This window comes from Peptoniphilus lacydonensis, from assembly GCF_900106515.1.
In the GTDB taxonomy this organism is placed as follows: domain Bacteria; phylum Bacillota; class Clostridia; order Tissierellales; family Peptoniphilaceae; genus Peptoniphilus_A; species Peptoniphilus_A lacydonensis.
The window spans coordinates 280,803-305,597 of record NZ_FNWF01000003.1; the positions used below are offsets into that span (position 1 = coordinate 280,803).

A 24,795-nucleotide genomic window follows, 5' to 3' on the forward strand; every position below is an offset into this window, starting at 1 on the left:
ATTAAAATAGTATTACATAATTTACTGTAATTTATATTTTATAAAGGAGTGATTATTATGCGTTACCTTCCAGTTAGTCTAGATACTTATGAAAAAAAGTTTCTAATTTTAGGCGGAGGTTTTCTTGCTTTATCTGCACTAAAATCTATTATAGACACTGAAGCAGAAATTTATATGATTGCAGATAGTTTTACAAAAGATATCGTAAAAAAATCAGAAGAGTCAAATGGCAAAATAAAATTAAAAGAACACGAGCTTACAGAAGATTTTATTTTCATGGGCTACGATTATATTTTAATTGCAACAGAAAACTTTGAACTAAATGAAGCTCTTGAAAAGAGAGCTCATTCAAGAAATATGATCTACGAAAGATTTGATATTTTATCAAAATCACTTATATCTATTAATAAATCTCTAGAAAGAGGTCCTCTAACTTTTTCACTTAATAGTTCAAGGATAAATCCAACTATAACAGATATAATTTTTGAAGATTTAGAAGATTTTTCAAAAAGTTATAATTTAGAAAAATTAAATATCTTAAGTGAAATAAGATCAGAACTTGTTCGTAAAAATTCTCAAAATATTGATGAAATTATTAGAAATTTATACGAAAGCGAAACCATAAACCTTTCTACTTTCTTAGAAACTATGCCAAAATATAAAATTGAAGATTTAAAATCTTCTGAGAAACTTTTAAATCAAATTGAAAAAGGCGATGAAATAAATTTAGAAAAAGAAAGCACCCTAAACGATGAAAAATTAATTGAAAAAAGAATTGATGAAGCAAAAAATTTATCAAAAAATATAGATAATGATTTAAATTTAGAAAAATTTCATGATTTAGATAAAAATTAAAAAAGGAGTTTTTAAATGTTTGGTTATGTAGGAAGTATGCCCGGAAAAGTTTTTAGTGAAGAAGAATTTACTTTAATTAAAAAAGTACTAGCTTCAGGTGAAAATATTGAAAAGCACAATCATCCTGGCTACACTGTTCTTATAACTGTTGTAAAAGGAAATATAAAAGTTATATTAAATAATGAAGAAGATAGACTTTTTGAGCCTGGTCAAGTTTTAAAATTTAGTGGAGAAAATTTCGTAGAAATTGAAGCTCTTAAACCTAGTGAATTTTTTGTAACTTTGATAAAAAAGGAAAACTAAATTGCAAGTTGAAATTACAGAAGATGCACTAAATTTTTTATTAGATAAAAATGCAAATGAGATAACAATTGACTATGTAAATTCAAAACAATGTTGTGGAAGTGGATTACCTTCTTCTGATACTTATATTGGTCCCTCCAAAAGAAGAAAACATGAATATAAAGTAATTAATTGTGATAACTTTAAGGTTAATGTTGATAAGCTTTTAATTTTTAAAGAGGATATTATAAAAATTGATTTAATTAAATTTGCTTTTACTAAAACTTTGACTTCAAATTTTTTAGACTATAATAAACTAATATAAAATTTTACATTTTAAAAGGATCTCACATTTTGATGAGATCCTCTTCTATTTAATTTATTACATTTGTCTAAGTTTTTTTAATATTATTTTTTGTTCAACACTTGCAACAAGTCTTCTTGTGTATTCAACTGTGTCAGGATTTACAGACATAGATGTTATTCCACATTCAACTAAAAATTCTGCAAGTTCTGGATATTGACTTGGCCCTTGTCCACAAATTGAACAAGTAATTCCCTTTTTATTTGCTGCATCAATAATTGCCTTTAATGCAATTTTTACTGCATCATTTCTTTCATCAAAATAACCCATATTGTTTAATATTCCAGAATCTCTATCTGCACCCATTACAAGTTGAGTTAAATCATTTGATCCAATGGAAAATCCATCAACTAATTCTGCAAATTCTTCTGCTTGAAGAACAACAGCTGGCACTTCTGCCATTATCCAAATTTTAAAGTTTTTAGATTGAACAAGTCCTTCTTCTGCCATTATTCCTTTTACAACTTTAAGCTCTTCAGGAGTTCTAACAAAAGGAAGCATTACAATTACATTTGTAAGTCCATATTCTTCTCTAACTTTTTTTATCGCTTTACATTCTAGTCTAAATCCTTTTTCATATTCAGGAGAAATATATCTTGATACACCTCTCCAACCTATCATTGGATTTGCTTCAATTGGTTCAACTTCGTCGCCACCTTTAAGTCCTCTAAATTCATTAGTTCTGAAGTCACTTGTCCTTACAACTAAATTTTTAGGGTAAATTGCTTGTGCAACTTTTGAAATTCCTTCAGCAAGTTTTTCTACCATCATGTCACCTTGACCAGTCTTTACTAAATACATTGGATGAGCACCAATCATATTTGTAAAAATAAATTCTGTTCTCATAAGTCCAATTCCATCAATAGGAAGATCTTTATATCTTTCTATTAATTCTGGTTCTCCAAGATTCATATAAATTTTTGTTGCAGTTGTAGGAGCAAATAAGTTTCTAAGTTCATCTAAATTGGCAAGGCTTGATACATTTGGAGCATCAGAAGATTTCTTTTCTTCTTTTTCTTTTAAAACTTCGCCTTCATATACAATTCCTCTAACTGCATCAACTGTAACAGTATCTCCTGTTTTTAAAGTTTTTGTAGCAGTCTTTGCTCCAACTATACATGGAATTTGAAGTTCTCTTGAAACAATAGCTGCATGGCAAGTCCTTCCACCTTCATCAGTTACAACTCCAGCACATTTTCTCATTGCAGGAATCATATCCGGATTAGTCATTGCAGTTACAAGAACATCTCCTTCGTTAACTTTATTAATTTCAGAAATATCTTTAATTAATTTTACTTTTCCTCTTCCAATACCTGGAGAAGCAGGAAGTCCCTTTACAAGATTAATTAGTTTTTCTTCCTTTTCTTCTTTGTCACCTGCAAGAGTTGTGATTGGTCTTGATTGTAAGAAATAAAATTCTTTTGTATCTTTGTCAAATCCCCATTCAGTATCTTGAACAGAACCATATAGCTTTTCAACTTTTAATCCTCTTTCGATTAAAGTATTTAATTCATCTTCAGATAAAGCTTCTGCTTTAATAGCATCTTCACCCAAAATATCTTTTACATTTACAGTTCTAGTCCCAACTCCATTTTCATTTTTAATTACCATGTATTCTTTTTCAGAAATGTTTTTTTCTATTACTTTTTTAGTCTTTTTGTCAATAATATATTCATCAGGAGTTACAATCCCAGATACAACAGCTTCACCAAGTCCATAACTTGCGTTTATCATCATTTCATCAGAACTATTGTTAATAGGATTTGCCGTAAACATTACTCCAGACTTTTCTGAATTAACCATCTTTTGAATAACAACAGAAAGAGCAACATCAAAGTGATCATAATTTTGCTTTTCTCTATAATAAATTGCTCTTGAAGTCCAAAGTGATGCAAAACAATCTCTGATATGACTTAAAAGTTCTTCCTCACCGCTTATGTGCAAATAAGTATCTTGCTGCCCAGCAAAGGATGCATCTGGCAAATCTTCTGCAGTTGCAGAAGACCTAACGGCAACTTCTGGATCTTTAAGTCCAATATTTTCTGAAAATTCTCTATAAGCACTTAAAATTTCTTCTTTAAGTTCAGGATCAAATTCTTTTTCCTTAATTTTAGTTTGAATTTCCTTTGAAGCATTTGTAAGTTCATCTACATCTTCAACATCAACTGCTTCCATTAAAAGTTTTACAACTTCGTCAAGTTCCGCATATTTTATAAACTTTGTATATCCTGATGCAGTAACACAAAATCCCGGAGGAACAGGTAGTCCAAAACTTGTGAGTTCTCCTAAGTTTGCACCTTTTCCTCCAACAATTCCTACATCGCCTTTACCAATTTCATCAAACCATTTAATATAATTATACTTAGACATAAGTACCTCCTTGTTTGCTAAAAATATTATAACACAATTATTATATATGTCACACTATTTTTTCAAAGATTTTCTAAGTTCATCAATTGACATTGTAGACACACTTTCTCTATTAATTCCAAGTTTATCTACGAGAGAATATATTTCTTCCATACTAGGAGCTTCTATTTCAACATAAGGTTTTGGATAAGTTTTTTTATCCCAAGTGTCAATATCTATTATAAGTCCATTTAATGTATACTTTTTTCTATTCTTAAATCCCTTGTGGAATTTGTCATATCCAAGGCACTTTAATATATTTATTAAATCTTCTACATTGCTTACTTCGGTTGTATGCTCTATATTATCTCTTACTTTTATATTGGAAATATTTTCTTTAAATGTAAAATACTTTTTTTCTCCTTCTTCTGATTTTGCAATTCTAATTCTAAGGTATCCATCTTTTTTATAAATTTTATGTGCTGTTGAATTTATTGTAATATTTGTTTGTTCTTCTTCTCTTACAAATTCTGCACCCAGTGCTTTAATTTTTTCTTCAAAATTTTCTATATCAATATCAAGAAGCTTTACTTCAATCTCTCTTTCCATTAATCCTCCCCTATTTTTTTTAGTTTAAAATCTAAAAAATCACTTGCAACAAATTTATAATTCACTCCAAGCATATCACCTTCATAAGAATACTTGTGTCCCTTTCCATGGAGATGCCCATAGACACATTTTTGGACTCCATAATCTGCCAAAATTTTGGAAAATTCATTTGGCTCTAAATTCTGATTAAAAGGTGGATAGTGAATCATTGCAATTATTTTTTTATTTTTGCAAGTTTCAAGTGAATTCTTTAGTCTTTGAACTTCTCTTAAATAAATTTTTTCATCATTCTCTGAAAACTCAAAAGAATCACGAGAAGCCCAACCTCTCGTGCCACAAATAGAATAATCTTTGTACTCAAAAGAATTATTGTAAATAAAATCTATTGTATTTAATTTCAAATTATTCATCTTACTTAAAGAAGACCACCAATAGTCATGATTGCCCTTAGAAATTATCTTTCTGCCAGGCAGATCATCAATCCTTTTTAAATCAAAAAAAGCAGAATTAAGTTTTAAAGCCCATGAAATATCTCCAGGCAAAAGAACTAAATCATTATCACTTACAACTTCTTTCCAATTTTCAATTATCTTTTCTTCGTGATTCTCCCAATTATTCCCAAAGACATCCATGGGTTTTTCTTCTGTATAATCGAAATGAAGATCTCCTATTGCGAATATCATATTCACCTCAAAGTCTTATCAAATTATATGTCATATTATTTCTATCTAAAATTTCTTTTTCTCTATTAGAACTTGTGAATATTAAAACTTGTTCTTCCTCATCTAGAACTCTAAGAGTATTACTAAGTCTAATATCATCATAACTGTCAAAGTGACTATCAAGCACTAGAGGAATTTTTTTGTCAGTAATAATCTTTGAAATAGCAAGTCTAAAAGCTAGATAAATCTCGTCAATTGTCCCAAGACTTAAATTCTCAAAGTCAATATAATCTTTAACATTTTTATCATATACCTTAATATTAAATCTGTCATCAATTAAAATTTCTGTATATTTTGAAGAAGTTATATCGCTTAAATAATTTGAAATATTTTCTTTTAATTTTGGAATTGTATCTCTGCGTCTATACTTTATAAAATCTTCAAACTTATTTATAGATATTTCTAACAAACTTCTTTTATATTTTAGTTTTTGTAATTTTTCCTCTAGCATAGAAGTTTCTTCTTCTAAAATTCTTAAATTTTCCATAGAATCTTCTAAAGTTTTTAAAATTCCCTCTAAATTAGAAATCTTTAGTAGACTTTCTCTCATTTCTTTTTCCAACTCAGATAGGCTTTTTTCAGAATAAACTTCTCCACTAAGGTTTTCTTTTTCAAGTTCTTGAATCTTAAATTTTAATTTACTTATCTCTTCAACTTTTTTATCTTTTAAATTATAAAAAACCTCTTTTAATTCTGAAATATTTTTTACATTATACTTATGAAAAATATTTTTTAATTCTTTTTCATATTCAATTATTTTTCCATTAATACTTTCTATTTCTTGAGAACTCTTTTCACTCCAGATTTTATTGTATTCATTTTTAGAAATATTCTTTAAATTTTTATCTCTTTCATTCTCTAAAATTTCTGCAAGTTCATCTATACTATTTGCATCATATTTTTTTATCAATTCTTCAAAAAACTTGTCAAAATCTCTCTTTCTTTTTGTTTTCTCAATAGATTTCTTTTTATAATCTCTTAGTTTACTTTCAAGTCTAAAGAGAAGATCTTTATTTTGTCTAAATTTAACAAATCTAAAATATGCGTATCCAAAAAATATAATTGAAATTAAAGATAACATATGCTTATCATAATAAACTGAGCCAAGGATAATTAGTACTGCCCCAATAAGTGAAAAAATAACTTTTAAAATACAAAATAAAACTACTCTTTTAGTTGATTTAATATCAGACGAAATAATTTCTCTTTCCTTAGAAAAATTATTCTCATCTAATATTTCTATTTCATTTTTTATTTCCTTATACTTCTTATAATCTTTTTCCACTTCATCATTTACTTCAAACTGATAGGTATCATTTCTAGAATTGAGTTCATCTAATTTGTTTAGATAAATTCCAGATGTCCTATTAATTTCAATTGCCTTTTCCAAATCTTTAAAATCAAAACTTTTCTCATCTTCATCTTTTTTATCTGTCAATTTTTCTAATTCTTCTTTTAGTTTCTTAAGTTCAAAGAGTTTCCTTCCCCTTAGTTTATATTCCAAAGATTTAATCTCATTTTTTGCATCACTATAATCGGAAGTAGCCTCTTCGTATTTCTCTTTATCTAAAATTAAATTTGTTTTTTTGGAATTTAAATTTTTTAAATTTTCACTAATTCTTCCAATTTCAGATGTTTTTCGCCTTTCTGTTCCCAAGTCATAGAAATCTGATTTCATCTTTTCTAAAATTTTATTTAAATCAACATTTTCATCTTCCGAAACAGAAAAATTGGCAATTCTATTTCTTAGTTCCTCTGCAGCATCTTTTTCAACCTCTGAAAATCTTTGTGAAATGAAAAAACTAGATTTGTAAAGCTTCCTATTCATATCAAAGAAAAATGATCCTGGCTGAGAAATTCTTGAATATTTATAATTTTTAGCATCTTCACTAAATTCCTCTGAAGTTTCTAATTTTAAAACAGAAACTTCATCTTTTTCGAAATCTCTTGTTACTCTAAATTCATCGCAATCTTTTAAAATTATAAACCCTCTATATAGGCTAGAATCCCACGGTCTAGATTTATAAAATAAGTCGTCTTTTATTTTCTTTGCAAGAGAATCTCTGCTAAATCCATAAAAAATTCCATCAATAAAATTTACAACAGTTGATTTCCCACTCTCATTATCCCCACAAATTAAATTTATTCCACTGTCGAGCTTTATTATCTTATCTTCAAATTTTCCAAAATTTAAAATTCCAAGTTCCTTAAATATCATAATACTGCTCCAAAATGTATTTTTCAGAAAGTTTTCTTGCATCCTTTTCCATATCTTTATCAGAAAAGGAATTTAAAAGTTCCAAAATATGCTTTTCTTCTATCTTAAAATTTTCTAAATCTCTCTCCGGCAAAACTTCATTTTCTAACTCAAAATAAAAAGCATTTAAATTTTCTTCCAAAAAATTTTCTATTTCTATAAAATGTTTGTGACTTCCAACTAATTTAATCCTGTAAAGATTTTCCTTTTCTATCTCACTTTGTACTTTTTTTAAAATTTCAGAAAAGGTCATCTCACTATTTATTTTAATTTCTAAATTTACAAACTTTCTCTTAGAAAAATTTTTAAACTCAATTTCTTTTCTATCATCGTCTAGAAAAATTATCCCATGTTCTCCTTCTTCTTTAAAAGATAAAGGAGTTAGAGAACCACAGTAATAGGCGTTGTCAAAAACTTTCCCCCTCTTATGTATATGTCCAAGTGCAACATAACTAAAATCTTTTAAAAAATCCTCGCTAAGTGGCATATATCTATTGTCACATAAATCAGAATGAAAAAGCCCAATATTTATAAAACTTTTATCGAGATTTATCTCTTGAAATTCTTTTCTAAAATTATAATTATTATAAGAAATTCCATAAACTCTTGTATTTAATTCTTTCAATTCGTAAAAATCCAATTCATCCTTAAAAATATATAAATTTTCTGGAAGATCTACCTTTAAAAACAAATTGTCTTTCGCAAGATAATCGTGATTGCCAAAAACTACAAAGACCTTGGCACTTAAATTCTTTATTAAATCTAAAAGTCTTTCCAAATCTTTTAAATCAAAAAAATCTCTCTCAAATAAATCTCCTGCAATTAAAAAAATATCTGCATCAACTTTATTTGAAAAATCACAAAGACTACTAAAAGAATACCAAATATCTTCTAATAATTTATTTGAAACTTCAAGCGGAACTCTTCCTTTATAGAACTTTTTTAAATGCAAATCTCCTGTATGAATTATCTTCATTTTATCACCAAAATAATTATATCACAGTTTTTTATCAAAAAAAGAGCTTCCAAAATAGGAAACTCTTTAAATAATTATTAAATTATTAATTTTTGTAAAGTTTTAAATTCTTCTGTACCTGCAATCCCAGCAAGATCAAATAAAACTGTCTCTGTATTAGTTATAATCGCACCCATTTCACGAAGCATTTCTATTCCATTTTTTGCATTTTTTTCTGTCCTTGAGCCAACAGCATCTTCTACAATAAAAACTTCATAACCCTCATCTAAAAGAGCTCTTACAGTTTGAAACACACAAATATGGACTTCCATTCCACATAAAATAATTTGTTTTTTATTTAATCTTTCAATTTCTTTTTTTATTTTTTCATCATCGAGAGAATTAAAAGTTAATTTATCAAATTCTTTTTTATCTTTAAGCGGAGCCTTCACTTCTTCATTTGTATAGCCAAGTCCCTTTGGATATTGAACTGTAAAAAGTGATTCTGCTTCAATTATTTTTGCAACATTTGCCAAAACATTTCCGTTTTTCACAATATCTTTGCTATTGTACATTGCCTTTAAAAGTTTGTCCTGAATATCTATAAAAGTAAAAAGTACATCTTCTCTATTTAATTTAAAATTTTTCATTATTCCTCCTAGATTTCTTCAACTTCAACGCTATTCATGATTTTTTTAATAGCACTCATTTCAATTTCATCTTTTCCAACAAAATTTTCCCACACTCCACAAGATATTGCAAGTTTTATTGAAGTTATGAAATCATAATCTCTATCTATTGCAATTGCAAGCCCTGCAAGAGAAAGTTCGTTGTCAAATTTTTCTATAATATTATCTTTTTCTATTTTATCTTTGTTAATATAAGCCCTATAATTTTTATCTTCAGTAGAAATTATCGTGGCTCTCTTACTATTTACAAATACAATTTTTGTGCCTGAATTCACAAACTTTTTATTAAATTCTATAACTTCACCTGTATAATTTAATTTTTTATCTTTTTCTATATTTTTTTTGTCAAACATCAATATATAGGGATTAGTCTTCTCAATTTCATCTAAATTTGTAGGATTTACTGCAACCTTTATATTATTTTTGTAACAAATTTTTATAAATTTTTCATAAACTGATTCATCAAGACCTGTCAGTGCAATTTTGGGAAGAATTACAATATTTTTATTGTATAGAGATCTTTCAAAAGAATTTAAAATATCATTTCTATCCTCCATAGTAATTCTCGGATCTTCTGTGCTGTACTCACTTTTTACATTTTTACCTTTTATTAAAACTTCCTCTACATTTTCATCTTTCAAGCCGGTAAAATTAACATCTATACCAAGTCTACTTAATATTAATGCAATTTCTTTTCCTCTATTACTTCCCTTTAACATAAAAACTTCAGAATCTACTCCAAGTTTTTTAGAAAAGAGTGCCATTTTTATTCCATGACCTGAAGGATAAATTTTTGAACTTTCAATAACATCCTGAGAATCACCCTTTAATTTAAATTCTCTTACAATTTTCGGATTAAAATCACAAAACAATATCATTTCTTCACCTGCTTTCTTTTATTCTTTTCATAATTTCTTTTTTCATAATATTTATCTTATTTACAGATTCGTCTAAACTATCTGAAACTGAATAAGCATAAACTTTAAGTTTTGGTTCAGTTCCAGAAGGTCTAAGGGCAAACCAAGTTTCTTCCCCAAAATAAAACTTCAAAAGATTTTGTGGCTCTTCTTTATCGTCTATAAAATCTACTTTTTTTCCAAATCTTCCAAGTTCTTCAAAATCTTCTACATTTCTAAAATCGTCCATGATTTCTTTCATTACCTTGTTTCCATCTTTTCCTTCAAAATAAGTTGAATCTAAATATTCCTCAAAATAGCCATATTTTTTGTAAATTTCTTCAAGATAATCTTTTATTTTTAAATTTCTCTTTTTAAGATATCCAGCCATCTCTGCAATAATCATTGAAGTTGCAACTGCATCCTTATCTCTAATATTGTCGCCTATTGTATATCCTATTGACTCTTCGTATCCAAAAATAAATTCTTTTTCTTTAGTTTCATCCCAAGTGTTGGCGAGACGACAAATATTCTTAAAACCTGTTAGAGTTTCAAAAACATCAATACCATAATTTTTAGCAATTCTTTTAATTAAATCTCCAGTTACAACAGTCTTTACAATTGCTCCATCATTTAAATCTCCACTTGATCTTTCCAAAATAAAATTTCCAAGAAGAATTCCCATTTGATTTCCAGTAACTTTAAAAAATTCATCTCCACATTCTACTATTGCAACTCTATCTGAGTCAGGATCTGTTGCGATAATTATATCTGCGTTCTCTTTTTTTGCAAGTTCAATTGCCTTATCAAAAGCCCTTATATCTTCTGGATTTGGATTTGTAACATTTTTAAAACTTCCGTCAGGATTTTCCTGTTCAGATACTACCAATACATTTTTAAAACCACGAAGATCTAGAATTTTTCTAACATATTTATTTCCGCAACCACTTAAAGGCGTATAAACAATCTTTATACCTTTATCAATATCGTCAGTTAAGGTTTTCTTTAATGTATTTCTATAAAAAGATTTTGTTACATTATCTCCCAAAAATTTAATATTTTCATATTCGCCTAATTCCTTTAAACTTTTAAAATCATAATTTAAAATATCAATTTTTTGGGACTCTTCTTCCATTTCATCTGCAATATCAGATAAAATTTGTGAACCCTTATCCCAATATAGTTTAAACCCATTGTAATTCTTTGGATTGTGAGATGCTGTAATCATAATTCCAGAAATAGTTTTAAGATATCTTATAGAATATGCAAGTAGTGGTGTTGGAATTATCCCCGGAAATAAATAAACTTTTATACCAGAATCCGCCAATATCTTTGCAGTTAAAATAGAAAATTCATAAGAAAATTTTCTCATATCTCTGCCAATGACCACGCCCCTTTTTTTTGCATCGTCACCAAGATTTTCAATTATATGCGCTAGAGCAATTGCAGTCTTCCCAACAGTCAAATAATTCATTCTATTTGTCCCTGCACCTAAAATTCCACGAAGCCCTGCAGTTCCAAATTCCAAATCTTTGTAAAATCTTTCTTCTATTTCCTCTTCATTATTTTTTATACCTTCAAGCTCACTTTTCAAATTTTCATCTACATTTTTACTTTCAAGCCACTTTTCATAAACTTCTCTATACATAATTACTCCTTCTTTATATCAGAAAATTCTCCATCAATCGCAGAAATAAGTTCTTTTGGATTTAATTTTATTTGCATTCCTACTTTTCCTCCGCTTATATAAAAATAATCTAAATTTTCTGCAGAACTGTCAATAAAAGTTTTAAAAGATTTTTTCATGCCAACAGGAGAACATCCCCCATGGACATACCCTGTAAGAGGCAAAAGTTTTTTCTGTGGAATCATTTCAATTTTTTTAGAACCAGAAACTTTTGCGCCTTTTTTTAAATCCAGTTCACTTAAAACTGGAACTACAAATACATAATTTTCCCCTTCCTTTGACTCTGTCACAAGAGTTTTAAAAACTTTATTCTTATCTTCACCCAATTTTTCTGCAACGTCAGCTCCTCCAATACCATCCTTCGTTGAGTACTCAATAATTTCAAATTTTATATTTTCATTTTCCAAAATTCTCATTGCATTAGTTTTTTTCATAAAATCACCTTTTCATCTATATCAATTTTACAACAAAAAAAGGTTTTGTTCATCTGTTTAATAATATAGAATGTTTTTCTTTTAGTTTTTGTAACTATAATGATAGTTGATATTGTGAAAAAAATACAATACTATATGCATTTCATTTTGCCTTACTTAAAATAGTTTTAAAACATATTGGTAAAATAAATCTCAACTACATCCACATTACAAAAATAAAAAATTATTATAAAAAAAATAAGAGTAGGACAAAATCCTAACTCTCATCTTTTTTTTATGAAAAGTAAAATTATTAAAAAGAAAACTCCAATCAATACAATTGTACCACCTGGTTTTAATCCTACATAAAAAGATAAAAATAATCCAATCATTGTAAAAATAAAGCCAAAAATTGATGCAAGGATCGTCGTCTTTAAATATCCCTTTTTAAATTGCATCGCACAGGCAACGGGCACAACCATTAGTGATGAAATTATTAAAATACCAACTGTCCTTGCAGAAACAGAAATCGTAACTGCTATAAGAATCATAAAAATTAAATTAATTCTATCAACATTTACGCCAGATAACCTAGCTGAAGATTCATCAAAGGAAATATACATTAAATCTGTAAATAAATAAGAAAATAAAATAAAAACAATTATTGAAATAATTAAAATTAAATAAAAATCAAATTTTGGTATTGCAATTATAGATCCAAAAAGATATTCTTCAAAATTCGCAGTAGTTTTTACGAAACCTGAAAAAATTGAAGCAAGCCCAATTCCTGTACTCATTAAAATTGCACTAGATATTTCTTGATACCCAGGGAACTTTGTCCTCACATATTCTAAGAAAATTGAGCCAATAACACATAAAACTAATGCCCCCAAAACTGGCGATGTTGATGTTATAAGACCAAGCATTACCCCTGCAAGAGACACATGAGATAAAGCATCTCCTATCACAGATATTTTTTTATTTACTACAACTACGCCCATACATGGAATAATTATTGACAAAAAAGCTCCAACTATAAGAGCCTTAATCATATATGAATACTGAAAAATTTCCATTATTCCACTTCCCTTATCTTTTTATCTTTTATTTCAAAAACTTTATTTACATTATCTTCTATTTCATCAAGGTCATGAGTAATCATTAAAATTGTAATATTGTGTTCTCTATTTATATGACTTAACAGATGAAAAAGTGACTCCTTAGATTCTTTATCCACTCCAGTCATAGGTTCATCTAAAATTAAAAACTCAGGTGTAGAAACAAGAGTCTTTGCAATTAAAACTCTCTGTCTCTGTCCACCAGAAAGTTCCGTATAAAGTCTATCTCTATACTTTGCCATTCCAACAAGATTTAATGCATTTTCAATTCTCTCTATGTCAAAATCTTTTAGCTTTTTAAATCCTTTATTCCTTGGATAAAGAGAAAGTGACAAAAGCTCTGTCACCGTTATTGGAAATTCTAAACTCGCCGACACAGAAAGCTGGGGAACATAACCAATATCTTTTAAACCATTTTCTATATAAAAAGAAATAGTGCCAAAAAGTGGATTGAGTTGATTTAATATCAACTTAATCAAAGTGGACTTTCCAGCACCATTAGAACCTATAAGGGCAATATAATCGCCCTTATAGACATCAAAATTTATATCATCTAAAATCAAATCGTCGCTATATTTAAAACTTAGATTTTTGATTTCTAATAATTTTTCCTTCACTATTTTAAAGCACCTACTAAATTTTCTAGATTTTGTTCCATGATGCTAAAATATTCTTCATTGTTTTTAATTTGCTCTTCGCTTAAACCTTCAATTGGTGAAAGGACTTTTACATCACAACCTGTTTCATCAGCAATAATTTTTGAAACTTTAGGATCAATTAATTCTTCTGTGAAAATAGTTTTTATATCGTTTTCTTTGATGTAATTAATTATTTCTGCCATTTTCTTTGCATCTGGTTCAGTTTCTGCATTTACACCTTTAATGCCAATTTGAGTTAAACCATAATCCTTACACAAATAACCGTATGCTTCATGACTTACTACAATTGTTTTATTTGGAAGATCTTTTAAAGAGTCATTATATTTTGCATCTAGTTCATCTAACATTTTAGCATATTTTTCATAATTTGACTCGTAATAATCTTTATTTTCTTCATCAAGTTCTGCGAAAGCATTTTTTATATTTTCCATTTCAATTTTTGCGTTTTTTGGTGAAATCCAAACATGTGGATCCATTGGTCCATGATGATGTTCATGTTCATGATCATGGTGTTCTTCATGATTATGATTATTTTCTTCTGCTTCATGATTGTGGTTGTGATTTTCTAAATCATTATTGTGATTATTTTCTTCTGCTTCGTGATTGTGATTGTGTTCTTCTACTGCTTCATGATCATGATCTTCATGTTCATGAGTATGAGTTGATTTTATAAGTTCAACACCTTCTGATGCTTCTACTACTTTTAAATCTTTATTTGAAAGTGAACCAATTACTTTATCAGTCCAAGATTCTAACCCTGCACCATTATAAATAAACATATCTGCACCTTCAAGATTTTTTATTGCCTCAGAATCTGGTTCCCATCCATGTGGCTCAGTACCTTGTGGCATAACCATTTCTACATCAATTTTATCTCCAGCAATTTTTTTTGCAAAATCATATACTGGATAAACTGAAGCGTAAACCTTTAATCCACTTTTCTCATCTGCAACTTCCTTAGCCACATCTTTTGTATCCTGACCTTTAGAACAACCTGATAGTAAAACTATGCCGGCTAATAAAATTAAAAATTTTTTAATATTTTTCATAATTCCTCCTAAATAATAATGATTTCCATTAATTATTATACCACTAATTCTTTATTATAAAAGTAATTTTTTTAATTAATTAAATTTTGATATAATAATAAAATTAGGTGGTGATATTTTGAAAAATTACGAAAACATTTTAAGAAAAAATGATTTAAAAATAACTCACGGTAGAATTGAACTACTTGACTTATTATATAATTCAAAAATTCCAATGAATACAGAAGAAATATATAGTTCTGTTAATAAAAAAATAATTCCAAGCTTTACTTCACTTTATAGAATGTTAAATGAACTATCTGACAAAAATATTTTAAAGAAAAATTTATATCACAATGGACTTTATTATTTTGAATTCAATGATGATAGACACAGACATTATATAGTTTGTGCTAAATGTGGTAAAATTTCTGCAATTGAAAATTGTCCTATTGCAGACTTTGAAAAAATTGCAGAGAAAGAAACTGGCTATACTGTAATAAGCCATATTGTAGAACTTCGTGGAATTTGCCCTGACTGCCAAAAAAATAAAAAAGATTAAATTCACTATGTGAAATGCCATTCGCATTACAAAATTCTTCTTTACTTTTTTTATAATAGAGTTATAATATATTTAGTAAGTTAATATTATTTTATAATATTATTTTGCTAATCCTTTACTTATATTTTGATAAAGAAAATAAAAGAAACTTCTGTCCACCCCGCAGAAGTTTCTTTTATTTTCTTTTAATTTAATTTTTAGTAATAATCTTTTTAAATTAAGGTTGTTATGAAACCACCAATTAAAATTAATGGTATTCCATAAAATGTAAATTGTGGGACACAAGTATCTTTTATATGATCATGTTGACCGTCCACAGAAAGTCCAGATGTTGGTCCAAGAGTTGTGTCTGATGCCGGTGATCCTGCATCTCCACAAACTGCTGCAATTGTTACAAGTAAAATTGTAGCTGGGATTGAATATCCAAGGCTAACTGCAATCGGTACATATATAGCTGAGATAATTGGAACTGTACCAAAAGAAGTTCCTATTCCAAGAGTAATCATTAGTCCTAAAAGAATCATTACATAAGAAGCTACAAGTTTTGAACCATCTAATAAAGATGTAGCATATTGTACCAAAGCATCAACAGAACCTGTCTTTATTAGTACATTTGCATAACCTGCTGCAATTAACATTACAAAAGCTATAAATCCCATCATGTTTATTCCGCCATCAAGCATTTTTTGTATTTCGTCCCATTTTATAACTCTAGTTACTACTATAAAAATAAGACCTACTAACGCACCTAGTGGAAGTGATTCTGTAAATATTTGCACTAAAACAGTTATTACTCCTGATAAAAGTACAAGTATATGTCTTTTTTCCAATTTATCTGGAATTTCTCTTGTTTCTGAATCTTCCACTTCTTTTTCTGCATAATCTCTATCGCGTGAGAAAAATATTAAACCTGCTACTAGACCTACAAACATTATAGCTGCAACTATCCAGTTTGTTGTTATAACATCCTTTCTCACAATAGAAAGCCCTGATCTGTTAAAAGAATCTACTATAAGCCCTTGGAATATTGCACCATAACCAACAGGTATGGCAATATAAGGAGCTTTAAGTCCAAAACCAAAAGAAACAGAAAGCATTTTTCTATTCATCTTCATCTTGTTCATGTGTGAAAGAAGTGGTGGTATCAAGATAGGTATAAAAGCAATGTGAATTGGTATTATAGTTTCTGCTGCAATAGCAATTAAAATTATAATAATACAAAGTAAAATCTTATTGTCTTTTACAAGAGATCCTATTTTTTTTGCCATTATATCTGCTGCACCAGTTTCTTGCATACAAAAAGCAAGCGAACCAAGAAGTATGTAGCTAAGTGCTGTCTCAGCGTTATTGCCCATACCCCCTATTAAAAGTTTCATAGTTTCAGAAATCCCTGTTCCCGAAATAAGTCCTGCACATATTGCTGAAATCATCAGCGAAAAAAATACAGGTACTTTAGCTAAACATAAAGCCGCCAGTATTATTACTGACAGTATAACTGCATTTGAAAGTATCATTATTCTCCCCTTTTCTTTTTTTATATATTTTTTATACCCTAATTATACATTGTAATCTAAAATTTGTATAAAAAAAAGACTTTTCTGTGATTAGAAAAATCTTTTCCGAACTTTAATACTTAATTAACGACTAATTTGCAATTGATTTACACGAAAAATATTATATAAAAATAGTTTTAATCTAAAAACTTTATTCTTTTTTTTCACTTTCAATTTTGTCATCATCTTTATTTGATAACTCTTCTTTTTCTTCATACTCTTTTAAAATATCCATAAATTCTTCACCTGTTATAGTTTCCTGTCTTAAAAGATATTCTGCAATTGCATGAAGTGCTTTTATATTTTCTTTTAAAATCTTTCTAGCTTCCTCATGTGCTCCATCAATTATTTTTTGCACAGCTTCGTCAATTTCATATTGTGTCTGTGGAGAACATTGAAGAGAAGTATCCCCTCCTAGATAGGCATTAGTCATTGATTCTAGTGCTACAAATCCAAATTCATCTGTCATTCCAAATCTTGTAACCATAGCCTTTGCAATCTTTGTTGCCTTTTCAATATCATTTGAAGCTCCACTTGTCCTTATATTAAATATTAATTCTTCTGCTGACCTTCCTCCAGTTAAGGTTACAATGCTATTAATTGCATCCTCTTTTGTCATTAAGAATTTTTCTTCTTCGTCAACTTGCATAGTATATCCAAGTGCACCTGAAGTTCTTGGGATAATTGTAATCTTATGAACTGGAGCAGAATCTTTTTGTTTTGCAGCTACAAGTGCATGCCCCACTTCATGATATGCAATTATTCTTTTTTCACGAGAAGATATGACTGCATTCTTCTTTTCATAACCTGCCAAAACTACTTCTACTGATTCTTCTATATCTCTTTCGCTCATTTTATCTCTGCCTTCACGCACTGCACGAAGAGCTGCTTCATTTACCATATTGGCAAGGTCTGCACCACTTGCTCCAGCAGTCGCACGAGCAATCTTTGAATAATCTATATTTTCTTCTTTTTTTATATCTTTCGCATGAACTTTTAGAATGTCAATTCTTCCACTTAAATCTGGAAGTTCTACTGGTATCCTTCTGTCAAACCTGCCCGGCCTTAAAAGAGCTGGGTCAAGAGAATCTGGCCTATTTGTTGCAGCTAAAATTACTACACCAGCTTTAGCATCAAAACCATCCATCTCTGATAAAAGTTGATTTAATGTTTGTTCTCTTTCATCATTTCCTGAGATGCCAACGCCATCTCTTTTTTTACCAATTGTATCTATTTCGTCTATAAAAATTATACAGGGAGCTTTTTCCACAGCTTGCTTAAATAAATCTCTAACTTTTGCTGCTCCAAGACCTACAAACATTTCTACAAAGGCAGAGCCTGAAATCGAAAAGAAAGGAACTCCTGCTTCACTCGCTACAGCTTTTGCAAGAAGTGTCTTACCAGTTCCTGGAGGCCCAACTAAAAGTGCCCCTTTAGGAAGCTTTGCCCCTATTTCTGTATATTTTTTTGGATTGTGTAAAAAATCAACAAGTTCTGATAAAGCTTCTTTTGCTTCATCTTGTCCTGCTACATTTTCAAACTTTATGCCGTCAGTCGACTCAACATAAATCTTTGCTCCACTTTTCCCAAGATTCATTGGACCAACATCGCCCATTTTTTTGAATAAAACCTTGGATAGAAAAATCCAAAAAGCTATAAAAATTGCAAAAGTTGCAATAGTAGATATTATAAATGAAAGAACTGGATTCATTTCAGTTTTATAAACCTGTGCACTTTTCACATTTGCATCTGCTAATCTATCAACTAAATTAGGATCATACATCCTATTAGTTTCGTACTTTACTTTTTCCCCTTTTTTCTCTACTTCAAAAGCAATAGTTTTATCTCTTACTTCTGCTTTCTTTACCTCACCTTTTTTTACCATATTTACAAAGGATACATAATCAATTTTCTTTATACTTTGATCCTTATTAAGTTTTGGTACAAAAAATATGGTAACTAAATAAAAAATACTTATTACCAATATAACATAAAGAATCTTGGGAATATATTTATTAAAATTATTTTTGTTGTTAGACAAAATTTTCTCCCTTCAAAAAGAAAAATTTTGGAACAAGTCCCAAAATTAATCTAGCCTTCTTCTATTTTGAATCGCTGTTTGAATAGTTATCTCATCATAAAATTCGAGATTTCCACCAACTGGAAGACCATAACCTATTCTAGAAACAGTTACATCATAATCTTCTAGTATATTTTTTATATATCTCGCTGTTGCATCTCCATCAACAGTTGGATTTGTTGCCACAATAACTTCCTCTACATTTCCTTTCTCAACTCTATCTATAAGCTCCTTTACTTTTACATCCTCTGGAGTTTTCCCTTTAAGTGGAGAAATTTCTCCATGTAGCACATGGTACTTCCCACGAAAGCTAAGTGATCTTTCCATTGCTTCAACATCCTTCGGACTTTCAACCACGCATATAACAGAATCATCTCTGGATTTATCAGCACAAATTTCACAAGGATCGCTGTCTGCATAATTCCTACAAATAGAACACTCTACAGTATTCTTATTTGCAGAAACAATAGAATTTGCAATATCAAGTGCCTCGGCTTTATCTAAACCAATAATGTAATAAGCAAGTCTTTGAGCAGTTTTGGAACCAATACCAGGAAGTCTATTTAATTTTTTAATTAAATCCTCAATAGGTCCAATTTCGTTGTTCATTTTATAGTCCTGGTATATTTAATCCACCTGTAAATTTACCCATTTGAGAACTCATTTTGTTATCAGCACTTCTAAGAGCTTCATTTACTGCAGCTACAATTAAATCCTCTAACATTTCAACATCATCAGGATCTACTGCGTCTTTATCAAGTTTAATAGAAATAAGTTCCTTATTTCCATTTACAGTTGCACACACAGCCCCACCACCTGAAGTTGCAGAAATTTCTTCATTAGCTAAATTTTCCTGCATCTCTTCCATTTGTTTTTGAAGCTTTTCAATTTGTTTCATCATATTATTTCTTCCGCCTCCACCTGGGAAGCCATTAAATCCGCCTTTAGCCATATTTCCTCCTAAATATCTTCTATATTATTCTTTCCAAAAATTTCTTCTAGTTTATCTGGACCACCCTTTTTGATATCCATTCTGACATCTATTTTTTCGCCATAAATACTTTCTAATAGATCTGGCAAAATATTTTTGTTTTCTGGGCGAATGCAATAAGAATAAAACAAACTATTTTTTTCTTCAAAAGTAATTTTTAAAATATTGTCATGAAATTCACTAGGCTCTGCAAACTTTACAAAACCAGCAAAACCATTAAATCCCTTAGAAATAAGTTCGTCAATTATTCTTTGCCAATCCATTTTTATTCTTTCAAAGGAAAGTGAACTACAAGAAGCCTCTTCAGCACTCTTAATAATTCCATCTTCCACTTCTCCATTACTCTTTATTATAGCAGAATCATCAAATTTTTCAATTAAGTTATCTTCTACACTTTCTGCAATATTTTCATCATCTTTTGTATGTTTTTTTTGTAAATCATCATAATCCTTATATTCTTTTGAAATATTATTTTTTTTAGTACTTTTATTTATAAAATTCCCGCTTTCAAAAGAGCTTACCTTATCTTCAATGGCTTTTACTCTAAGACATAAGTCATCTTTTGTAACTCTGTTGCAAACTTTTACTGAATTCATTTCAAAGACAACTCTCTTGTTATCTGCATATTTTATTTCATTTGACAAATTTTTCAAAATTTCAATTATAATAAGAAGATCTTCCAAGTCAACTTTTGTCGCCAATTCTTTAAATTCATCTAAATATGTTGTATAGACAATTTTTTTTGGATCACTTAAAGTTTTTACTAATAAAAGATCTCTAAAGTGCTCTAATAACTGCCCCGATAAAGTCGTGAAATCAACTCCTTCTCTATAAATTTCATCAATTGTAAATAAAGAATTACTTATATTTCTTTCTATTAAAAACTTAGAAAGTTCAAATAATAATTTTGAAGAAGAAATTCCCAAAACTTCCATAGCATCTTCTATTTTTATGTGATCAGTTTTTTTCGTCAAAAGTTGATCTAAAATAGAAATCGCATCTCTCATGGCTCCATCAGAGTTTTTTGCAAGAAGAGTAAATACTTCTTCGTCACAAGTTTTGCCCTCAAGTTCCGTTATTCTCTTGAGGTTTCTTTCTATATCTTCTATTGATATTCTCTTAAAATTAAACTTCTGAGATCTGGAAAGTATTGTTGCAGGGATTTTTTCAATTTCAGTTGTAGCAAGAATAAAAATTAAATGTTTTGGAGGCTCTTCTAAAACTTTTAAAAGTGCATTAAACGCTCCTTTTGAAAGCATATGAACTTCGTCAATAATATATACTTTGTATTTTAAAGACTGTGGAGGATAAATTACTTTTTCCTTTAACTCTCTTATGTCGTCGACACCATTATTACTTGCTGCATCCATTTCTACAACATCTAGAACTGATTCTTTTAAAATTTTTTTACAATTCTCACATTCATTGCATGGATTTCCATCTATCGGATTAAGACAATTTACAGCACGAGATAGAATTTTTGCCGCAGAAGTTTTCCCTGTACCTCTAGTCCCTTGGAATATATATGCATGACTTATCTCATTATTTTTTACCTGATTTTTCAACGAAGCAACAACTGCATCTTGTCCATATAATTCATCAAAAGTTTTGGATCTGTATTTTCTATATAAAGCTTTGTACATTTTCTCACCTAAAATAATTATACATGAAAAAACTTTTTTATAAATTATTTTTACAATTTTTAAAACTTCTTTTGAAGAGTTTAATTTTCTATAATTCTATTTCCAAAAATTTTTAACACCATCTTCACATAATTTTCACATGACCAGTATAATATATAGACAAATCAAGAAACAATGTGTTTCAAAAATTAGGAGGATTTATTAAAATGAAAAATTTAAAGAAAATAGCAAGCGTTGGAATGATTTCCGTATTAATGTTAGGTATGGTAGCATGCCAAGGCGCTAATAACAAAAAAGAAGAAGCAGCTAACGCTAAAAACAATGCAGTAGAAGAACAAGCTGAAGCTAACAAAGCTCAAGCAAATGCTAACGAAGCTAAAGCTGAAGCTAACGCTAAAGAAGATGAAGCTAATGCAGCTGTTAACGCTGAACAAGAAAAAGCTGAAGCTAACGCTGATGCTAATGCAGCTACTGAAAACACAAACAACGAAGAAGCTGCAAAATAATTTTAGTTTAAATTATTTAGAAAGCCTTTCGGGGCTTTCTTTTTTTATACTTAAATTTTTAATTAGTTAACGCCATCAAACTTACTTTTTAATTTTTTATTTAATTTGTTCGGTGTAAAAAATATGTTATAATTATAAAATAGAATATATGAAAGAAGGTGTTTTTTTGTTTTGTCCAAAATGTGGAAATCCAGTTTCTAAAGATGATAATTTTTGTGCTTATTGCGGTAAAAATCTAAAGGATGTTCGTATAAATGTAACGTCTGATAATAATAAGGATACCAATAAAATAAAGAAAATAAGTGAAAATACAAGAGTTTTTAATCCTAAATCCTTAGATTCAATAGACACCACAGACGAATTAAAAAATATCATCGAAGAAGTTGACAGAAAGATTTCCAAAAATATTGAAGACCATGAAAAGGGCAATGTCCAAAAGAAATCACCTGAAAGGGAAAATAAAAAAGACAAATTTATTTCAAATAATTTAGAAAAAAATAAAGAATCTAAATTTTCTAAAGAAAATAGAAAAGATAGTCCAGAAAAATTATCAAGCTCTTCGAAAATCTCTGATAAGGATTTCTTAATAGATGATAATTCCAAAAATATCAAGGATAACTTTAACATAAGTCAGAAGGAACTTGTCAAAAGAGTCCAAGAAGAACTAAAAAAATCAAATTACAAAGAAAATTCTTCAAAGTCAACTTTTTCTTCTGCTAATAGGGATTCAAACTCAAATAATTATGAACTTTCTCAAAAAGAACAATATGATTCTTTCACCGAAGATGAAAAATCTAGAAAATTTTCTTTTAAAGAAAAATGGCAAAATTTTATCAATGAAGATGACGATGAGTACTCTATCTTTTCTAATTTAAAAGATGACGATTCTAAAAAAGAAGATACTAGAAATTTAGAAATAAGTAAATCTCTAGAAGATTCTGACAAAAATTTTGAAAATACTCTTAGCACTCCTAAGGTTGATATTGAAGAAGCAATTGTAAAATCTGATAAAGAAAAAGAAAAAAAAGATAATTTAAATAAAAAAAATAGCGATAATAAATCTTTAAAAGATGACTCTGATAAAAAATTTAATTCACCAAATAAAAATATATCGAGTAAAAAAATTTTTAAAGAAAAAAAATCACAAAATCCTAAAAATACAGAGGAGAAAATAAATAAGTCTGAAAAACTTAAGGACTTATTTACTTTTAAGGATAAAGGTGAAAAACCTGTAAAAGAAATTGAAAAATCTGATTCGAAATTTGATAAATCTATCGAAAAAAAATTCTCAAAAAGAGAAAATCAAAAAAATTCAAAATTTTCTAAAACATTACTCGAATGGTTAGATAAAATTTTAGAAAATTTAGATATATTGACTTCTAGAATTTCAAATTATATAGGCGATTTAGGTTCTAGGGAAAGTAAAATCGTAATAGGTATAGGTGCATCTTTGACTGCAATTTCAGTTCTAATTGGAAATGGATCTTTTAGTTTCTTACTTATTTTATTTATAATTCTTAAACTTGTATTTGACTATTTAGAATTTTATATTCCACTAAACATTGCTACTGATAGAGATGATATTGATACTAGCTATTCTGAAGTTAAAAAATTCGCTCTTATAAATTGGATAATTTGTAAAGTATTTTTGTTTATAGGATTTATAATTTCTCCTTATGGAGGATTCCTAAAATATGATATTTTGCAAGCATTGACAGCTATGCCCCTTGCAACACTTCTTGTAATTATTTTATCTCTTTTAATTGCAATTACCCTTTATAATAGAGATTTGGGAGAATCTAAAATTAACTTTATTGGATGGTATGCCATTCCATTTACACTTCTTGAACTTTTATTTAAAATGGTCTGGTTTATAATTAATTTTATATTTGTAACACTTTTTTAAATAGTTTTAAAAAGGAGCTAAAATATCTGTTGGGGATAAAAATATCCCTTAACAGATATTTTTTTGCATACGAATTGCCAAATAAATACAATATCTATGAAAGAAACCAAAATATTACCCTTATTGTGCCGATAAAACTTTCCATTATCTACTTTAAAAAATAAAAAGTATCTAAAAAAAGATTCAGGAATCCTAACAATAGAAGAAAAAATACTGGAAAGAAAAAGTATTAAACTCCTCCTCATTCCTGGATTAATGGATACTTAGAAAGATTATACAATAGAATAGAACCCATAAAAAGAACAAATTTTGGAATGTAAAACTTTAACCATTTCAGAACAAAATATTATTAATAATATCATAAAAAATGGCCTTAGGTCTTGTTTGTGCACCCTAAAATCATAAAAATCAAGTAAATTTAGAATAAAATTAGCTTTATCCCCAAATCAACTTTAAATACATTACATGGATGAGTTGTCCCTAAACTCTTGACAAAGAACAAAAAATACCCTCCTTATTTACTTCATTACAAAATTCATACTAAACAAATTATAAAATATATTAAAAAATCCCAGCAAAATAAAGATTACTTTATTCACTGGGTCTCAAATTGTTTATTGATCTATTGTAATAGCTCATGCAAAATGAAGCAGTTAATATTTATTTGTAAA

At 28.6% G+C, this 24,795-nt stretch carries 23 protein-coding genes; 6 read left to right on the forward strand and 17 right to left on the reverse strand.

The genetic code is table 11. The annotated features are described in order from the left end of the window. Nucleotides 1–57 precede the first annotated feature (57 nt). Genes BQ5450_RS03100 through BQ5450_RS03110 form a run of 3 tightly spaced genes read left to right on the forward strand, consistent with a single transcriptional unit; the run spans nt 58 to nt 1,462 of the window. Nucleotides 58–855 (forward strand): precorrin-2 dehydrogenase/sirohydrochlorin ferrochelatase family protein, encoded by a 798-nt coding sequence (locus BQ5450_RS03100; RefSeq protein WP_010245583.1) that lies wholly within the window; start codon nt 58–60, stop codon nt 853–855. A gap of 15 nt (nt 856–870) precedes the next feature. Then, a complete protein-coding gene (locus tag BQ5450_RS03105; RefSeq protein WP_010245585.1) occupies nt 871–1,158 on the forward strand; it encodes a Cro/Cl family transcriptional regulator in 288 nt (95 codons plus the stop codon). A gap of 1 nt (nt 1,159) precedes the next feature. Continuing rightward, nucleotides 1,160–1,462: a CC/Se motif family (seleno)protein gene (locus BQ5450_RS03110; protein WP_010245588.1), complete on the forward strand. Its 303-nt coding sequence runs from the start codon at nt 1,160–1,162 to the stop codon at nt 1,460–1,462. Between the two features lie 57 nt (nt 1,463–1,519). Here the strand turns inward: BQ5450_RS03110 and ppsA are convergent, their stop codons facing one another. The 12 genes from ppsA to BQ5450_RS03170 form a co-directional block, all read right to left on the reverse strand. Next, complete coding sequence (gene ppsA / locus BQ5450_RS03115) at nt 1,520–3,871, reverse strand: phosphoenolpyruvate synthase (protein ID WP_071125953.1); 2,352 nt, start codon at nt 3,869–3,871, stop codon at nt 1,520–1,522. Nucleotides 3,872–3,925: 54 nt separating this feature from the next. Next, entirely contained in the window at nt 3,926–4,459 is a 534-nt protein-coding gene (locus tag BQ5450_RS03120) for a class IV adenylate cyclase (RefSeq protein ID WP_010245594.1), read from the reverse strand. Beyond that, nucleotides 4,459–5,142 carry a metallophosphoesterase gene (locus tag BQ5450_RS03125; RefSeq protein WP_010245597.1) on the reverse strand — a complete coding sequence of 228 codons (684 nt, stop codon included), beginning with the start codon at nt 5,140–5,142 and terminating at the stop codon, nt 4,459–4,461. The genes BQ5450_RS03120 and BQ5450_RS03125 overlap by 1 nt, the downstream gene beginning before the upstream one ends. 7 nt (nt 5,143–5,149) lie before the next feature. Beyond that, complete coding sequence (locus BQ5450_RS03130; RefSeq protein ID WP_071125954.1) at nt 5,150–7,399, reverse strand: ATP-binding protein; 2,250 nt, start codon at nt 7,397–7,399, stop codon at nt 5,150–5,152. Continuing rightward, nucleotides 7,389–8,414 carry a metallophosphoesterase family protein gene (locus BQ5450_RS03135; RefSeq protein ID WP_071125955.1) on the reverse strand — a complete coding sequence of 342 codons (1,026 nt, stop codon included), beginning with the start codon at nt 8,412–8,414 and terminating at the stop codon, nt 7,389–7,391. The genes BQ5450_RS03130 and BQ5450_RS03135 overlap by 11 nt, the downstream gene beginning before the upstream one ends. Before the next feature lie 77 nt (nt 8,415–8,491). Further along, a complete protein-coding gene (locus tag BQ5450_RS03140; RefSeq protein WP_071125956.1) occupies nt 8,492–9,043 on the reverse strand; it encodes an isochorismatase family protein in 552 nt (183 codons plus the stop codon). 8 nt (nt 9,044–9,051) lie between these two features. After that, entirely contained in the window at nt 9,052–9,960 is a 909-nt protein-coding gene (locus BQ5450_RS03145; RefSeq protein WP_071125957.1) for a 1-phosphofructokinase family hexose kinase, read from the reverse strand. A 4-nt stretch (nt 9,961–9,964) separates the two neighbouring features. Beyond that, entirely contained in the window at nt 9,965–11,626 is a 1,662-nt protein-coding gene (locus BQ5450_RS03150; RefSeq protein WP_083379702.1) for a phospho-sugar mutase, read from the reverse strand. Between the two features lie 2 nt (nt 11,627–11,628). After that, nucleotides 11,629–12,099, reverse strand: a complete 471-nt coding sequence (gene ybaK, locus BQ5450_RS03155; protein WP_071125959.1) for a Cys-tRNA(Pro) deacylase — start codon at nt 12,097–12,099, stop codon at nt 11,629–11,631. Between the two features lie 263 nt (nt 12,100–12,362). Further along, complete coding sequence (locus tag BQ5450_RS03160) at nt 12,363–13,154, reverse strand: metal ABC transporter permease (protein ID WP_010245616.1); 792 nt, start codon at nt 13,152–13,154, stop codon at nt 12,363–12,365. Beyond that, the gene (locus tag BQ5450_RS03165) at nt 13,154–13,813 is read right to left on the reverse strand and encodes a metal ABC transporter ATP-binding protein (protein ID WP_071125960.1); all 660 of its coding nucleotides are present in this window, start codon (nt 13,811–13,813) and stop codon (nt 13,154–13,156) included. Before BQ5450_RS03165 ends, BQ5450_RS03160 begins: the two co-directional genes overlap by 1 nt. Further along, the gene (locus BQ5450_RS03170) at nt 13,813–14,904 is read right to left on the reverse strand and encodes a metal ABC transporter substrate-binding protein (RefSeq protein WP_010245622.1); all 1,092 of its coding nucleotides are present in this window, start codon (nt 14,902–14,904) and stop codon (nt 13,813–13,815) included. The genes BQ5450_RS03165 and BQ5450_RS03170 overlap by 1 nt, the downstream gene beginning before the upstream one ends. A 118-nt stretch (nt 14,905–15,022) precedes the next feature. Here BQ5450_RS03170 and BQ5450_RS03175 point away from each other — a divergent pair, with 118 nt between their 5' ends. Then, the gene (locus BQ5450_RS03175) at nt 15,023–15,445 is read left to right on the forward strand and encodes a Fur family transcriptional regulator (protein WP_010245625.1); all 423 of its coding nucleotides are present in this window, start codon (nt 15,023–15,025) and stop codon (nt 15,443–15,445) included. Nucleotides 15,446–15,657: 212 nt separating this feature from the next. On the opposite strand, the gene BQ5450_RS03180 is transcribed toward BQ5450_RS03175, so the two are convergent. The 5 genes from BQ5450_RS03180 to dnaX form a co-directional block, all read right to left on the reverse strand. Further along, the gene (locus BQ5450_RS03180; protein ID WP_071125961.1) at nt 15,658–16,959 is read right to left on the reverse strand and encodes a Na+/H+ antiporter NhaC family protein; all 1,302 of its coding nucleotides are present in this window, start codon (nt 16,957–16,959) and stop codon (nt 15,658–15,660) included. A gap of 190 nt (nt 16,960–17,149) precedes the next feature. Beyond that, nucleotides 17,150–19,039 carry an ATP-dependent zinc metalloprotease FtsH gene (ftsH, locus tag BQ5450_RS03185; protein WP_071125962.1) on the reverse strand — a complete coding sequence of 630 codons (1,890 nt, stop codon included), beginning with the start codon at nt 19,037–19,039 and terminating at the stop codon, nt 17,150–17,152. A gap of 45 nt (nt 19,040–19,084) precedes the next feature. Beyond that, entirely contained in the window at nt 19,085–19,687 is a 603-nt protein-coding gene (recR, locus tag BQ5450_RS03190) for a recombination mediator RecR (protein ID WP_071125963.1), read from the reverse strand. Nucleotide 19,688: 1 nt separating this feature from the next. Further along, a complete protein-coding gene (locus tag BQ5450_RS03195) occupies nt 19,689–20,030 on the reverse strand; it encodes a YbaB/EbfC family nucleoid-associated protein (protein WP_010245638.1) in 342 nt (113 codons plus the stop codon). An 8-nt stretch (nt 20,031–20,038) separates the two neighbouring features. After that, nucleotides 20,039–21,712, reverse strand: coding sequence for a DNA polymerase III subunit gamma/tau (gene dnaX, locus BQ5450_RS03200; protein WP_071125964.1), 1,674 nt, complete (start codon nt 21,710–21,712; stop codon nt 20,039–20,041). A gap of 206 nt (nt 21,713–21,918) precedes the next feature. On the opposite strand from dnaX, the gene BQ5450_RS03205 reads away from it, so the two are divergent. Together BQ5450_RS03205 and BQ5450_RS03210 are read left to right on the forward strand one after the other, a co-directional pair. Then, a complete protein-coding gene (locus BQ5450_RS03205; RefSeq protein ID WP_010245644.1) occupies nt 21,919–22,218 on the forward strand; it encodes a hypothetical protein in 300 nt (99 codons plus the stop codon). Between the two features lie 166 nt (nt 22,219–22,384). Next, nucleotides 22,385–24,124 carry a zinc ribbon domain-containing protein gene (locus BQ5450_RS03210; protein ID WP_010245648.1) on the forward strand — a complete coding sequence of 580 codons (1,740 nt, stop codon included), beginning with the start codon at nt 22,385–22,387 and terminating at the stop codon, nt 24,122–24,124. Nucleotides 24,125–24,795: the final 671 nt, after the last annotated feature.

Bases quoted from the DNA above. Each gene is read 5' to 3' on its own strand.
- BQ5450_RS03100 (WP_010245583.1), top strand. From the start codon at position 58: ATGCGTTACCTTCCAGTTAGTCTAGATACTTATGAAAAAAAGTTTCTA.
- BQ5450_RS03105 (WP_010245585.1), top strand. From the start codon at position 871: ATGTTTGGTTATGTAGGAAGTATGCCCGGAAAAGTTTTTAGTGAAGAA.
- ppsA (WP_071125953.1), bottom strand. From the start codon at position 3,871: ATGTCTAAGTATAATTATATTAAATGGTTTGATGAAATTGGTAAAGGC.
- BQ5450_RS03120 (WP_010245594.1), bottom strand. From the start codon at position 4,459: ATGGAAAGAGAGATTGAAGTAAAGCTTCTTGATATTGATATAGAAAAT.
- BQ5450_RS03125 (WP_010245597.1), bottom strand. From the start codon at position 5,142: ATGATATTCGCAATAGGAGATCTTCATTTCGATTATACAGAAGAAAAA.
- BQ5450_RS03130 (WP_071125954.1), bottom strand. From the start codon at position 7,399: ATGATATTTAAGGAACTTGGAATTTTAAATTTTGGAAAATTTGAAGAT.
- BQ5450_RS03135 (WP_071125955.1), bottom strand. From the start codon at position 8,414: ATGAAGATAATTCATACAGGAGATTTGCATTTAAAAAAGTTCTATAAA.
- BQ5450_RS03140 (WP_071125956.1), bottom strand. From the start codon at position 9,043: ATGAAAAATTTTAAATTAAATAGAGAAGATGTACTTTTTACTTTTATA.
- BQ5450_RS03145 (WP_071125957.1), bottom strand. From the start codon at position 9,960: ATGATATTGTTTTGTGATTTTAATCCGAAAATTGTAAGAGAATTTAAA.
- BQ5450_RS03150 (WP_083379702.1), bottom strand. From the start codon at position 11,626: ATGTATAGAGAAGTTTATGAAAAGTGGCTTGAAAGTAAAAATGTAGAT.
- ybaK (WP_071125959.1), bottom strand. From the start codon at position 12,099: ATGAAAAAAACTAATGCAATGAGAATTTTGGAAAATGAAAATATAAAA.
- BQ5450_RS03160 (WP_010245616.1), bottom strand. From the start codon at position 13,154: ATGGAAATTTTTCAGTATTCATATATGATTAAGGCTCTTATAGTTGGA.
- BQ5450_RS03170 (WP_010245622.1), bottom strand. From the start codon at position 14,904: ATGAAAAATATTAAAAAATTTTTAATTTTATTAGCCGGCATAGTTTTA.
- BQ5450_RS03180 (WP_071125961.1), bottom strand. From the start codon at position 16,959: ATGATACTTTCAAATGCAGTTATACTGTCAGTAATAATACTGGCGGCT.
- recR (WP_071125963.1), bottom strand. From the start codon at position 19,687: ATGAACAACGAAATTGGACCTATTGAGGATTTAATTAAAAAATTAAAT.
- BQ5450_RS03195 (WP_010245638.1), bottom strand. From the start codon at position 20,030: ATGGCTAAAGGCGGATTTAATGGCTTCCCAGGTGGAGGCGGAAGAAAT.
- dnaX (WP_071125964.1), bottom strand. From the start codon at position 21,712: ATGTACAAAGCTTTATATAGAAAATACAGATCCAAAACTTTTGATGAA.
- BQ5450_RS03205 (WP_010245644.1), top strand. From the start codon at position 21,919: ATGAAAAATTTAAAGAAAATAGCAAGCGTTGGAATGATTTCCGTATTA.